This is a genomic window from Kitasatospora sp. NPDC101235, from assembly GCF_044767505.1.
Lineage (GTDB): Bacteria > Actinomycetota > Actinomycetes > Streptomycetales > Streptomycetaceae > Kitasatospora.
In genome coordinates, this window is record NZ_JBIWNZ010000001.1 from 435,817 (window position 1) to 448,726 (window position 12,910).

The following is a 12,910-nucleotide window of genomic DNA, read 5'->3' on the forward strand; positions in this document are numbered from 1 at the left end:
GCGGATCGACCCTCGGAGAGGCCCTCGGAGCGGCCCTCGGAGAGGCCCCCGGAACGGCCGACGGTTCGGCCCCGGAGGACCAAACCCAACCCGAGTCCGCTTCCCCACAATGGGCGCGGTTGCTTCACCCGTTCGGTGGATTGCTCGGTCAGATCCACCCATAGCGCCCGAATGCTCGCTACATTCACGCCGATTCCCGACAGGGGGCGCCGCCCCAGGCCGCCGAAGTGCTGGTGAAGCCCGGTGCGACGTCCGAGAGGTGTTGACAGACATGCCCCAACGGCCTGCAACCGACAGCCCGGCGTACGGACCGCTCGACCCGCTCGGCCAGCACCGAGGGCCGGTCGGCCGGACCCTTCCGGACGCCCCCGACGCCCTGACCGCCGACACGCTGGCCGCCGACGCCCCGGACGCCGACGACCTGCGGCTGCCGGTGCAGGCCACACCCGACCGGCACGAGAACCCCGTCGCGCCCGCGCCCACCCCGGCCCGCAGCGGCCACTCCGGCCCGGCCCCGCAGAACGGCCAGCTCGCGGCGCTGATCGAGGAGGCCGGCTTCTCGCACGCGGGCCTCGCCCGCCGGGTCGACCAGCTCGGCCTGGAACACGGCCTCGACCTGCGCTACGACAAGACCTCGGTCACCCGCTGGCTGCGCGGCCAGCAGCCGCGCGGGGCCACCCCGGCGCTGATCGCGGAGGTCTTCACCCGCCGGCTCGGCCGCCGTCTCACCGCCCAGGACCTCGGTCTGGACGCCTGCGCCCCGGTCTACGCCGGCCTGGAGTTCGCCGAGACGCCGCAGGAGGCGGTGGACATCGTGGCGAGCATGTGGCGCAAGGACAACGGCCCGCAGTCCGAGCTGCGGCGGATCGCCTTCACCCCGGCCGGCCTGGTCGTCCCCAGCCGGGACTGGCTGATCGGCCGCACCGACGAGCGGGTCGCCCGGGACGGCTCCACCCTGTCCCGGCCGGACGCCACCACCGGCCCGCCGTCCGGCAGCGCCACCTCCGCGGCCATCACCGGTGCCCCGGCGCCGGGCGCGCCGGGCGCGTCCCCCGGGAGCCCGGCGCGCGGGCCGGCCCCCGGCGCTCCCACCGCCCGCAGCACCGCCGGGACCACCGGCACCGCCCCCACCATCGGCCGGGTGCCGATCCAGAGCCGCCGGCCGCCGGTCGCCGTCGAGCCGCCGTACACCGACCCGGCCCGCGAGTCCCGCCCCACCCTGCGGGTCGGCCGCGGCGACATCGCCGCCATCCGCGCCGTCGGCGACCTCTTCCGCGCGCTGGACCACGCCTACGGCGGCGGCCACGCCCGCCAGGCGCTGGTCCGCTACCTGGAGAGCGAGGCCGAGCCGATGCTGCGCGGCCGCTACGGCGAGCAGATCGGCCGGGCCCTGTTCGGCGCGGTCGCCGACCTCACCAGGCTGGCCGGCTGGACGTCCTTCGACATCGCCGCCCACGGCCTCGCCCAGCGCTACTTCGTCCAGGCGCTGCGCCTGTCCCAGGCCGCCGGGGACCGGGCGCTCGGCGGCTACGTGCTGGTGACGATGAGCCAGCAGGCCGTCCACCTGGGCCACGGCCGGGAGGCGGTCCAGCTCGCCCGGGTCGCCCAGCAGGGCGTGGGTACCGCCGTGCCGCCGGTCGTCCAGTCACTGATGCACGCCGCCGAGGCGCGCGGGCACGGCCTGCTGGGCGACGTACGGTCCTGCACCACCGCCCTGGTGCGCGCCGAGCGCTCCCTGACGGCGGCCCGGACGGGCGACGAACTTCCCTCCTGGGCGCGGTACTTCGACGAGGCCCAGCTCTCCGACGAGTTCGCCCACTGCTACCGCGACCTCCAGCAGTGGCGGACCGCGGCGCAGCACGCCGAGAAGTCGCTGCGGCTGCGCTCGCCCGCCTACGCCCGCAGCCGGATCTTCTGCCGCCTGGTGCTGGCCACGGCCCGGCTCGGCATGGGGGACCTCGACGAGGCCTGCACCATGGCCACCGACGCGCTGCGGGCGGCGGGGGAGATGCGCTCGGCCCGCTCGCTGGAGTACGTCCGGGACTTCCACCGCCGCCTCACCCCCTACCGCGGCAGCCCGGTGGCCCGCGCCTTCGAGGAGACGGCCCGGCAGGCGGGAGTGATCTGACCCGGCGGGTGGGTGGGGAGCGGGCCCGCGGGCCCGGCGTGCGGAGGTCCGGGCCTGCCGGCTCTCGGCGGCCCGGACCCGCGCCTGCTCCGCGTCGGCCGCCACCGGGCGCCCGCGCCGAACCCCACGGACACCGGGACCGGCCACGCGGCGGCCCGCCCGTTGCGGCGGGCCGCCGCGCAGCTTGCCGAAGCCGATCCCACAGCCGGCCGGGAACAGGATCCGATGACCGGTCAGGACAGGTGCCCCCGCACCCTGGCACGCCGTCGGTCTGTCACCCCGGCAGACCGCTGGTGCGTCCGGGCGCCTCGAACGGCCCGGCAGTGGGCCCGGGCCGTCAGGCCGCCACCTCGGCCTCCCGGGCGTCGGCCGGAAGGCCGAGGTCGCTCAGCACCGCCCGCGCCGCCCGCCGCCCGGAGACCAGCGCGCCCTGCACGGTGCTGGTGTCCCGGTGGTCCCCGGCGACGTACAGCCCGGCCAGCAGCCGCACCGGGCGGCGGGGGTTGTGCGGCGGCGGCATCGCGGGCAGCGCGTCCGGGACGTGCCGCACGCCGAGGAACTGCCAGCCCGACGTCGAGCTGCCGTACAGCTCGGCCAGCCGGGCCCGTACGGCTGGCTCCAGCCCGGCCGGGCCGCCCACGTCGAAGGCGCGGCGCCCGAGCACGGTGGTGGCGATCAGCGCCTGGCCGGCCGGGGCGTAGGACGGGTGCAGCTCGCTGAGCACCAGCGAGTGCGAGACCAGCGGCGGGTGCCCGTTCGGCCGGTCGCCGTCGAGCAGCAGGACGGCCTCGGCCAGCGGGGCGGCGTCGGCCGCGTGGTAGAAGGTCGTGACGGGGTGGAAGTCCGGCAGCCGCAGCCCGGGCAGTAGTTCGGCGGCGGAGCGGGCGTCGGTCGCGACGATGACGGCCTGGGCGCCGATCCGCCCGTGCGCGAGGGTCTCCACGCCGTCCGCGGCGATCGAGGTGACCTGCACCCGGGTGCGGACGGTGCCGGCGGGCAGGGCGGCGGCCAGCTGGGCCGGTACCGCCGTGATCCCGTCGGCGGGCAGACAGGGCCGCCCGCGCGCGTACGAGCGCAGCACCAGGTCGGCGACCCGGCTGCTGGTGCCGAGTGCCGGATCGGAGAGCAGCGCGCTGAGCAGCGGGCGAAGGAAGCCGTCCACGGTGCGCTGGGCGAGGCCGTGCCCGGCCAGCGCGCGGGCGGTGGTGGTCTCCGGTCGGGCCTGGAGCCGGCCGACCGGGGTGGTGGCGAGCCGGCCGAGCCAGCCGGCCAGCCGGGCCTTGTCCAGCGGGCTGCCGAGCGGGGCACGGGTGGCGGCCTGCCGGGCGACGGCCAGCTGGGGGTCCCCGGCGCGGTAGCGGCGGCCGGCACTGTGCACCAGTACGCCGGGCGCGAGCGGGCGCAGGTCGAGGCGGTCGAGGTCGAGCGCGCGGCGCAGCTCGGGGAAGGCGGTGTTCAGCAGGTGGCTGCCGTCGTCGAGCCGGAATCCGTCCTGCTCGCGGGTGGCCATCCGGCCGCCGATCCGGTCGGTGCTCTCCAGGATCTGAACGGCGAGGCCGTGGCCGGTGAGCGCGCGGGCGGCGGCCAGGCCCGCGAGTCCGGCGCCGACCACGACGACGTCCGGGTCGGACGGCCGGCGGGCGCGGCGGGTGAAGTCGTACGTGGGCACTGGCGTGCTCCCTCCCTGGTCCCGGGGCTCCGGCCGACGCAGGCAGCGGGGTGCCGGGACACGGTCCGTGGAGGGTGATGCCCAGTCAGTGTGAGCATCAGACAAGCCCATCGGACCGGATCCGGGGTCGGGGAGGGTTGTGCGGCGCCAGGCGGGGGCGTGGTCACGGACAGTGCGCCGCGGCGGCCGGGTTCGGGGGTCGGCGGGCGCGTACGGTCACCGGGGGCGTGCGACGCGCCCGCCATGTGCTCCCGTGCGCCCCCTCCTCGGGCCCCCTCGGACCCCGCCCGGCATATGCCCCTGGCCAGGGCGGATGCCGTAGTCGGAGTACGTGCCGGCTCCGTGCGACTTGCGCGCACGCCCACCCGCCCGGCGCACGCGGCCGCCTCGTGCGCCCCGCCGCCCGGCACCCGCCCCGGCCGGCGCACCCGTCACATGGCCGCGAGCACCGCCGAGTACACGTCCGGGTGGGTGAAGCGGAAGCCCGCGTCCAGCAGCCGCCGCGGCAGCACCCGGTGGCTGCCGACCACCTCGATCGCCAGCTCGCCCAGCACCGCCTTGAGCACCGCCTCCGGCACCGGGAACGGCGTCGGCCGCCTCAGCGCCCGGCCGAGCGCGGTGGTCAGTTCGGCGTTGGTCACCGGGTTCGGCGCGGTGAGGTTGAAGGCGCCGGAGAGGTCGTCGTGGTCGATCAGGAACCGCAGCGCGGCCACCTCGTCGTGCAGCGAGATGAAGCTCCAGTACTGCCGCCCGCCGCCGAGCCGACCGCCCAGGCCCAGCTTGAACAGCGGGAACAGTCGCGCGCCCGCCCCGCCGGCCGCGGACAGCACCAGCCCGGTGCGGGGATGGACGACCCGGATCCCGGCCCGCTCGGCCGGCCGGGCGGCGTCCTCCCACTCCCGGCAGACCTCGGCCAGGAAGTCGTCGCCGGCGGGGGAGTCCTCGTCGACCACCCGGTCACCGGTCTGCCCGTACCAGCCGACCGCGGAGGCGCTCACGAGGACCTGCGGCGGCTCCTTGAGCCCGGCCAGGGCGACGGCCAGCGTCTCGGTGCCGTACACCCGGCTCTCCCGGATCTCCCGCTTGTAGGAGTCCGTCCAGCGGTGGTCGCCGACCCCGGCGCCGGCCAGGTGCACCACGGCCTGGACCCCGGCCAGCCCGTCCCGCTCGACCTCGCCGAGCAGCGGGTTCCAGCCGATCGCGGTGCTGCCGTCCGGCCGTGGGCCGGTCTTCGACCGGTGCCGGACCAGCCGGACCACCTCGTGGCCGTCCGCCAGCAGGGAGCGGACGAGCGCCGAACCGATCAAACCCGTGGAACCCGTGACAGCGATGCGCATGCGCCCATCCTCGCAGCTCCCGCGTGCTCCCGCGGCGTTCCCCGACCGCCTGTCACGTTCGCATGCACGCCGTTAGCATGGCCCGCATGCCTGACGACGATCTGATCATCCGTACGGCGCGGAGCGAGGACGAGCGCGAGCTCGCCGTCCTCAACCACGCGTCCTGGTCATTCCTGTCCGACGTCTCCCCGGAACCGCCCGCAGAGGACTCGGTCTTCGACGAGCGGCACACCCCCGAGCAGTTCCTGTTGGCCGTGCTGGAGGGCCGGATCGTCGGCTACATCCGTCAGGTCCCGTCCACCCCGTTGGCGAGCAACCGGCACGTGCGGCAGATCCAGGGCCTGGCCGTCGACGGCACCGTCCGCGGCCGGGGCATCGGCCGCCGACTGGTCGAGGCGGCCTGCGCGGCGGCCCGGGCCGAGGGCGCCCGCAAGATGAGCCTGCGGGTGCTCGGCTGGAACGCCCCGGCCCGCCGGCTCTACGAGAGCTGCGGGTTCGTCGTCGAGGGCTCGCTGGCCGAGGAGTTCCTGATCGACGGCCGGTACGTGGACGACATCTGGATGGCCCGCCCACTGGCCGACTGAACCCCGCCGGTCACCCGACCGGGCCCACCGGACCCACCGGACCCACCGGACCCGCCGGACCCACCGAGCCCACCCGTCAACCACCCGTCGACGGTCCGAACAGGCCTGCCGGAAGCGGTGGTTGACCGCCTGCCGGGTGGTGCAGAGTCGTGACGGTCCCGCCCTGTCCGGACCGCCTGCGCGCCGGGTACCGTACGCCCGTGAGCAACTCGACGCCTCCCGGGTGGTACCCGGTCCCGGGTGCGGACGGCACCCCCGGTCACGAGCGCTGGTGGGACGGCAACGCCTGGACCAACGAGGTCCGGCCGCTCCAGGGCGGCGTCGCGGGCGGGCTCGCCGACGCACCCACCCAGACCTGGCAGCCGTCCGACCAGCGGCCCGGCTACGGCTATCCCGGCGGCCCCGCGGCCCCGGCCTACGGCTACCCGGGCCAGGACGGCTCCCCGGCACCCGGATACGGCTACCTCGGCCAGGACGCCTACAAGGGCCAGGCCCAGGGCGGCTACCCGGCCCAGGGCCCCGGTTACGGCTACCCGGGCTACCCGCCGGCCCCGGCAGCCAAGCCGAAGACCGGCCTGATCATCGGCATCGCGGTCGCGGTGCTGGCCGTGGGCGGGATCGTCGCCGGGATCGCGTTCAGCGGCGGCGACGACCCGAGGGCGGAGCCGACCCCGAACCCCACGGTCACCGTGACCCAGAGCAGCAGCCCCAAACCGAGCCCCAGCCCGACGGTGCCCACCAGCAGCCCCACGGTGCCCAAGCCCCTGCCGGCGGTCAAGAGCACCGTCCCCGACGCGCAGCACGCGATCACCGTGCCGGTCCTCGAAGGCTGGGAGGTGTCGAGCAACCCGCCGCACTCGACGGTCTACCTCGGCACCGGCCGCTACACCTGTCCGGACGGCAGCTCCTGCATCCGTGGCCAGTTCTCGGTCGAGAAGGACACCATCCAGGGCTCCTCGCCCAAGGCGGCCGCCGACGCCCGGATGCCCGTCTACGCCGGGCAGATCTTCTCCGGGGTCAGCTCGCACACCGACTCCGGCTCCGGGTACGTCAGCGTGGCCGGGGTGCTCGGCTACGCCACCCGCTGGCACATCCGCACCACCGACGGCACCCAGGGCTACGTCCTGCTGGCCGCCCTCCCGGCCAAGGGCGGCGGCTACGTGGTCATGGAGGGCGGTGTGGACGACAACCCGGCCGCGCCGGACGTCTCGGTGCTGGACCAGATCCTCAGGGGCATCAAGCAGGACAGCTCCTCCGGCAGCAGCACCTGAGATTCCTCAGTCCCCGTACCGCTCCCAGAGCTTGGGGAACCGCTTCGCCATGACGTCCGGGTCGTCGAAGTCCAGGGCCGGTCCGGACGGCCGCCCGGCCTGCCGCCCGCCCACCTCGGACAGCGGCAGCCCGGTCAGCTGCTCGTACGCCTCGTCGGCGGCGTAGCCGAGGTCCTCGGCCTCGCCGTCCTCCTCCTCGTCGAACTCGGGCAGCAGGTCCGCCAGGTCGTCCGGTTCGGCCAGCCCGCCCTCGAAGACCTCCCGGCCCTGCCCGATCAGCCAGTACCGGAAGTAGTCGAAGGTGTCGTCGGAGGCGCCGTCGAGCAGCAGGTAGGCCGCGCCCCACAGGTCGTAGCGGTGGGCGCGCTGGAACCGCGCCTGGAACAGCCGGGCGAAGTCGATCACGTCGTCCGGGGTCAGCTGGAGGAGCCGTTCCACCAGCAGGTCGGCCTGCTCGTCGGGGTCGCCGTCCGCGGCGTCCCGGGTCTCGTCGATGATCTGCCAGAAGTCCGTCTCGTCCATCACCGCTCCAGCATCCCCGTTCGGCCGCGTCCGCGCATGCCGCGACTCGGTGCGGGCCCACGACCCGGTGCGGCCGGGGGCCGGGAACGGCGGAACCCCGCGCCGTCCGGGGACGACGCGGGGTTCCGTACGCGGGGTTCCGCGGGGACCTGGTGGGGTCAGAGGCCGAGCTCGACCTCGAACTCGCCGGCCTCCAGGATCTCCTTGACCGAGACCAGGTAGCGGGCGGCGTCGGCGCCGTCCACCAGGCGGTGGTCGTAGGAGAGCGACAGGTAGACCATGTCGCGGATGCCGATGGCGGTGCCGCCGTCGGACTCGATGACCACCGGGCGCTTGACGGTGGCGCCGATGCCCAGGATGGCGACCTGGTTCGGCGGCACGATCACGGTGTCGAACAGCGCACCGCGCGAGCCGGTGTTGCTGATCGTGAAGGTGGCGCCGGACAGCTCGTCCGGGGTGATCTTGCTGTCGCGGACCTTGGTGGCCAGCTCGGCGGTCTTCTTCGAGATGCCGGCGATGTTGAGGTCGCCCGCACCCTTGATGACCGGGGTCATCAGACCCTTCTCGGAGTCCACCGCGATACCGATGTTCTCGGTGTCGAAGTAGGTGACCGTGCCCTCGGCGTCGTTGATCCGGGCGTTGACGACCGCGTGGACCTTCAGCGCCTGGGCGGCGGCCTTGACGAAGAACGGCATCGGGGAGAGCTTGACGCCCTCGCGGGCCAGGAAGCCCTCCTTGGCCCTGGCGCGCAGCGACATGATCCTGGTGACGTCCACCTCGACCACGCTCGTCAGCTGCGCCTGCTCGTGCAGCGCCTTCAGCATGTTGTCGCCGATGACCTTGCGCATGCGGGTCATCTTGACGGTCTGGCCGCGCAGGGCGGACGGCGCGGCGGCGGCCTTCGGCGCGGCGGCCGGGGCGGCAGCGGCGACCGGGGCCGGAGCGGCCTTGGCGGCCTCCGCGGCGGCGATGACGTCCTGCTTGCGGATGCGGCCGCCGACGCCGGTGCCGGCGACGGAGGACAGCGCGACGCCCTGCTCGGCGGCGAGCTTGCGCACCAGCGGGGTGACGTAGGCGTCACCGCTGTCGGCCACCGGGGCGGCCGGGGCGACCGGGGCCGGGGCGGCGACCGGGGCCGGGGCGGCCGGGGCGACCGGGGCCGGGGCGGCGACCGGGGCCGGAGCGGCGACCGGAGCCGGGGCAGCCGGAGCAGCGGGGGCCGGGGCAGCGACCGGGGCCGGGGCGGCGGCAACGGCACCGGCGGCGCCGATCAGCGCGAGCTGGGCGCCGACCTCGGCGGTCTCGTCCTCACCGACCAGGATCTTCACCAGGGTGCCGGCGACCGGCGACGGGATCTCGGTGTCGACCTTGTCGGTGGAGACCTCGAGCAGCGGCTCGTCGACCTCGACGGTCTCACCCTCGGCCTTCAGCCAGCGGGTGACGGTGCCCTCGGTGACCGACTCGCCCAGCGCGGGCAGCAGCACCGGGGTGGCGTCGCCGGCCGGGGCGGCCGGGGCGGCAGCCGGGGCCGGGGCAGCCGGAGCGGCGGCCGGGGCCTCGGCGACGGGGGCGGCCGGAGCCGGAGCGGCGGCGGGCGCGGCCTCGGCGGCCGGGGCCGGAGCAGCGGCCGGGGCACCCGAGCCGTCGTCGATGATCGCCAGCTCGGCGCCGACCTCGACGGTCTCGTCCTCGCCGACCTTGATCGAGGAGAGGATGCCGGAGGCAGGGGCCGGGATCTCGGTGTCGACCTTGTCGGTCGACACCTCCAGCAGCGGCTCGTCGACCTCGACACGCTCACCCTCGGCCTTCAGCCAGCGGGTGACGGTGCCCTCGGAAACGCTCTCGCCCAGCGCGGGCAGTGTTACTGAGACCGCCATGGTTTCAGCGACTCCTATCAAGTCTTGCGTACGGGAAGTACCGGGAAAGGGGGTGGGGCGTGATCAGTCGTGCGCGTGCAGCGGCTTGCCGGCCAGCGCCAGGTGCGCCTCGCCCAGGGCCTCGGACTGGGTCGGGTGCGCGTGGATGAGCTGCGCGACCTCGGCCGGCAGAGCCTCCCAGTTGTAGATCAGCTGGGCTTCGCCGACCTGCTCGCCCATGCGGGCGCCGACCATGTGGACGCCGACCACGGCGCCGTCCTTGACCTGGACGAGCTTGATCTCGCCGGCGGTCTTCAGGATCTTGCTCTTGCCGTTGCCGGCCAGGTTGTACTTCAGGGTGACGACCTTCTCCTTGCCGTACAGCTCGACGGCCTTGGCCTCGGAGATGCCGACGGAGGCCACCTCGGGGTTGGAGTAGGTCACGCGCGGGACGCCGTCGTAGTCGATCGGCATCGGCTTGAGGCCGGCCAGGCGCTCGGCGACCAGGATGCCCTCGGCGAAGCCGACGTGGGCCAGCTGGAGGGTCGGGGCGAGGTCGCCGACGGCGGAGATGGTGGGCACGTTGGTGCGCATGTACTCGTCGACCAGGACGTAGCCGCGGTCCATCGCGACGCCGTTCTCCTCGTAGCCGAGGCCGGCCGAGACCGGGCCACGGCCGATGGCGACGAGCAGCAGGTCGGCGTCGATCTGCTTGCCGTTCTCGGTGGAGACGCGGACACCGGTCTCGGTGTACTCGACGCCCGAGAAGCGGGCCTTCAGCTCGAACTTGATGCCGCGCTTGCGGAACGCGCGCTCCAGCAGCTTGGAGGAGTTCTCGTCCTCCAGCGGGACGAGGTGCGGCAGCGCCTCGACGATGGTGACCTCGACGCCGAAGGACTTCCAGACCGAGGCGAACTCGACGCCGATCACACCGCCGCCGAGGATGACGGCCGACTTCGGGATGCGGTCGAGCTTGAGGGCGTGGTCCGAGGAGATCACGCGGTTGCCGTCGATCTCCAGGCCCGGGATCGAGCGCGGCACGGAGCCGGTGGCCAGAACGATGTGGCGGCCTTCGATGCGCTGGCCGTTGACGTCCACCGAGGTCTGCGAGGAGAGCTTGCCCTCGCCCTGGATGAAGGTGACCTTGCGGGACGCCACCAGGCCCTGGAGGCCCTTGTACAGGCCGGCGATGACGTCGTCCTTGTACTTGTGGACGCCGTTGATGTCGATGCCCTGGAAGGTGGCCAGCACGCCGAACTCGGCGGCCTCCTTCGTCTCGTCCGCGATCTCCGCGGCGTGCAGCAGCGCCTTGGTCGGGATGCAGCCGCGGTGCAGGCAGGTGCCGCCCAGCTCACCCTTCTCGACCAGGGCAACGCTCAGGCCCAGCTGAGCGGCGCGGAGCGCCGCGGCGTAACCGCCGCTTCCGCCTCCGAGAATGACTACGTCGAAAACGGTGCTGGCGTCGTTCGCCACGTCACGTCCTCCATGCATGGGGTGGGTCGCCGGGCCGGTCGCGGTCCGGTGGGTCGGAAGCCTTTGTGAGGCGCCCAGTCGTGCCGGAAATACATCTTCGCACTTGTTCACGGTGGCTGATGTCCGGGTCCGCCCCGGGGGTGGCCCGCAGCGTGGTCACCGGGGCGGGAATGCCCCCAACGGAAGGGCATCATCGCAGCTCAGCGCGGTGTTGACAGCCGCCGGGCGGGCGCCGCCCGCGCCGCCCGCCGCGGCTTCTTCCGCAGTGTGGAACAAAGTTTCGCCCGCAGCGAACAGGGGCGCGCCGCGGCGCCCCGACCTACCCGCAGGTAACCCGGCCGGAACGCCGACGGGGCCCGGCGCACGCGCGCCGGGCCCCGTCGCAGCGGGTCCTGGATCAGGAGTCCTGGATCGGAGCGTCCTCGATCAGGGGTGGCTGGGTCAGGCCTTGTCGTTCGCCTTCTGCTCGGCGAAGCGGACCAGGGTGCGCACCGCGCTCGCGGTGCCGCCCTTCGGGGTGTAGCCGTACGGCGCGCCCTCGTGGAACGCCGGACCGGCGATGTCCAGGTGCGCCCAGTCGGTGCCCTCGGCCACGAACTCCTTCAGGAACAGACCGGCCACCAGGCCGCCGCCCATCCGCTCGCCCATGTTGGCCATGTCGGCGATGGTCGACTCGGTGAAGCCCTTGCGCAGCTCGGCCGGCAGCGGCATCGGCCAGGACTGCTCGCCCACCTCGCCGGCCAGGGCGTGCAGGTTGTCGCGCAGCTCGTCGTCGTTGGCCATCACGCCGAAGGTGCGGGTGCCCAGGGCCAGCACCATGGCGCCGGTCAGGGTCGCCACGTCGACGATGACGTCCGGGTTCTCCTCGCCGGCCCGCACGATCGCGTCGGCCAGGACCAGACGGCCCTCGGCGTCCGTGTTCAGGACCTCGACGGTCTTGCCGCCGTACATCTTCAGCACGTCGCCCGGGCGGGTGGCGGAGCCGGACGGCATGTTCTCGGCCAGCGCCAGCCAGGCGGTCACGTTGACGACCAGGCCCAGGCGCTTGGCGGCCACCACGGCGGCGAACACGGCGGCGGCGCCGGCCATGTCGCACTTCATGGTCTCGTTGTGGCCGGCCGGCTTCAGCGAGATGCCGCCCGAGTCGTAGGTGATGCCCTTGCCGACGAACGCCACGGTGGCCTTGGCCTTCGGGTGGGTGTAGGCCACCTTCACCAGGCGGGGCGGGTTCGCCGAGCCGCCGCCGACGCCCAGCAGGCCGCCGAAGCCGCCCTTGGTCAGCGCCTTCTCGTCCAGCACCTCGACCTTGAGGCCGTGCTCCTTGCCGGCCGCCTGGGCGATCGCGGCGAAGCTCTTCGGGTTCAGGTCGTTCGGCGCGGTGTTGACCAGGTCGCGGGCCCGGTTCATCTCCTCGCCGATCGCGGTGGCGCGCTCCACGGCGGCCTTGGCGTCCTTGCTGCCCTTGCGGGCGGCCAGCAGGACCAGCTCGCCGACCGGCTCCTTGCCGTTGCCGTTGGCCTTGTACGTGCCGAAGGCGTACGAGCCGAGCAGACCGCCCAGCGCGACCGCCTCGATGTCCTCCGGGGACTCGGCGGGCAGCGCCAGCGCGGCCTTCTTGGCACCGGCCAGGGTGCGGGCGGCGACACCGGCGGCGCGGCGCAGCGCCTCCGGCTCGTAGCCGTCCTCGGCGGCCTCGCCCAGGCCGACCGCGAGCACGAACGCGGCCTTCAGGCCGGCGGGGGAGGGGACCTTGACGGCCTCGCCCTCGGCGCCGGTCGCGCCCAGGGTGGTGAGGACCTCGGCCAGCTTGCCCTCGAACGCCTCGTTCACGGCCTCGGTGCCGGGGGCCAGCACGATGCCCTTCGGGCCCTTCGCGACACCGACCACCAGGGCGTCCGCGCGCAGGGAGGCGGCGGAGGAGGTGCTCACAGACAATGCAGTCACGTAATGCGTCCTGTTCTTTCGCGGTCCACGGCCGGCCACGGCGAGGCTGCCGCACCGGCGCAGCCCGCCGTCGCAGGCCGTCCGCCGGCGGGCCTCCGGGTCCGGGCCCCCTGGCGCGCGCGTCCG

General features: G+C 74.4%; 9 protein-coding genes. 3 read left to right on the forward strand and 6 right to left on the reverse strand.

What is annotated here, in order from left to right; all coding sequences use genetic code 11:
- The first annotated feature begins 271 nt into the window (after positions 1-271).
- A complete protein-coding gene (locus ACIRRH_RS02065; RefSeq protein WP_403060368.1) occupies positions 272-2,128 on the forward strand; it encodes a regulator in 1,857 nt (618 codons plus the stop codon).
- A gap of 337 nt (positions 2,129-2,465) precedes the next feature.
- Here the strand turns inward: ACIRRH_RS02065 and ACIRRH_RS02070 are convergent, their stop codons facing one another.
- A complete protein-coding gene (locus ACIRRH_RS02070) occupies positions 2,466-3,797 on the reverse strand; it encodes an FAD-dependent oxidoreductase (protein WP_403060371.1) in 1,332 nt (443 codons plus the stop codon).
- Between the two features lie 431 nt (positions 3,798-4,228).
- Positions 4,229-5,134 (reverse strand): TIGR01777 family oxidoreductase, encoded by a 906-nt coding sequence (locus ACIRRH_RS02075; protein ID WP_403060374.1) that lies wholly within the window; start codon positions 5,132-5,134, stop codon positions 4,229-4,231.
- Positions 5,135-5,211: 77 nt separating this feature from the next.
- Between ACIRRH_RS02075 and ACIRRH_RS02080 the strand changes: the two genes are divergently transcribed.
- Positions 5,212-5,718, forward strand: coding sequence for a GNAT family N-acetyltransferase (locus tag ACIRRH_RS02080; protein WP_403060377.1), 507 nt, complete (start codon positions 5,212-5,214; stop codon positions 5,716-5,718).
- A 200-nt stretch (positions 5,719-5,918) separates the two neighbouring features.
- Positions 5,919-6,989 carry a DUF2510 domain-containing protein gene (locus ACIRRH_RS02085; RefSeq protein ID WP_403060380.1) on the forward strand — a complete coding sequence of 357 codons (1,071 nt, stop codon included), beginning with the start codon at positions 5,919-5,921 and terminating at the stop codon, positions 6,987-6,989.
- A 6-nt stretch (positions 6,990-6,995) separates the two neighbouring features.
- Here the strand turns inward: ACIRRH_RS02085 and ACIRRH_RS02090 are convergent, their stop codons facing one another.
- From ACIRRH_RS02090 to ACIRRH_RS02105, 4 genes are all read right to left on the reverse strand, one after another.
- Entirely contained in the window at positions 6,996-7,511 is a 516-nt protein-coding gene (locus tag ACIRRH_RS02090; RefSeq protein WP_403060383.1) for a DUF4240 domain-containing protein, read from the reverse strand.
- Between the two features lie 158 nt (positions 7,512-7,669).
- A complete protein-coding gene (gene sucB / locus ACIRRH_RS02095; protein WP_403060386.1) occupies positions 7,670-9,388 on the reverse strand; it encodes a 2-oxoglutarate dehydrogenase, E2 component, dihydrolipoamide succinyltransferase in 1,719 nt (572 codons plus the stop codon).
- Positions 9,389-9,451: 63 nt separating this feature from the next.
- On the reverse strand, positions 9,452-10,858 hold the full coding sequence (gene lpdA, locus ACIRRH_RS02100; RefSeq protein WP_263455757.1) for a dihydrolipoyl dehydrogenase: 1,407 nt from the start codon (positions 10,856-10,858) through the stop codon (positions 9,452-9,454).
- A 423-nt stretch (positions 10,859-11,281) separates the two neighbouring features.
- Positions 11,282-12,784, reverse strand: coding sequence for a leucyl aminopeptidase (locus tag ACIRRH_RS02105; RefSeq protein ID WP_403060389.1), 1,503 nt, complete (start codon positions 12,782-12,784; stop codon positions 11,282-11,284).
- Between the last annotated feature and the right edge of the window lie 126 nt (positions 12,785-12,910).

Coding starts and splice junctions, on each gene's coding strand:
- ACIRRH_RS02065 (WP_403060368.1), top strand. CDS start 272: ATGCCCCAACGGCCTGCAACCGACAGCCCGGCGTACGGACCGCTCGAC.
- ACIRRH_RS02075 (WP_403060374.1), bottom strand. CDS start 5,134: ATGCGCATCGCTGTCACGGGTTCCACGGGTTTGATCGGTTCGGCGCTC.
- ACIRRH_RS02080 (WP_403060377.1), top strand. CDS start 5,212: ATGGCCCGCATGCCTGACGACGATCTGATCATCCGTACGGCGCGGAGC.
- ACIRRH_RS02090 (WP_403060383.1), bottom strand. CDS start 7,511: ATGGACGAGACGGACTTCTGGCAGATCATCGACGAGACCCGGGACGCC.
- sucB (WP_403060386.1), bottom strand. CDS start 9,388: ATGGCGGTCTCAGTAACACTGCCCGCGCTGGGCGAGAGCGTTTCCGAG.
- lpdA (WP_263455757.1), bottom strand. CDS start 10,858: ATGCATGGAGGACGTGACGTGGCGAACGACGCCAGCACCGTTTTCGAC.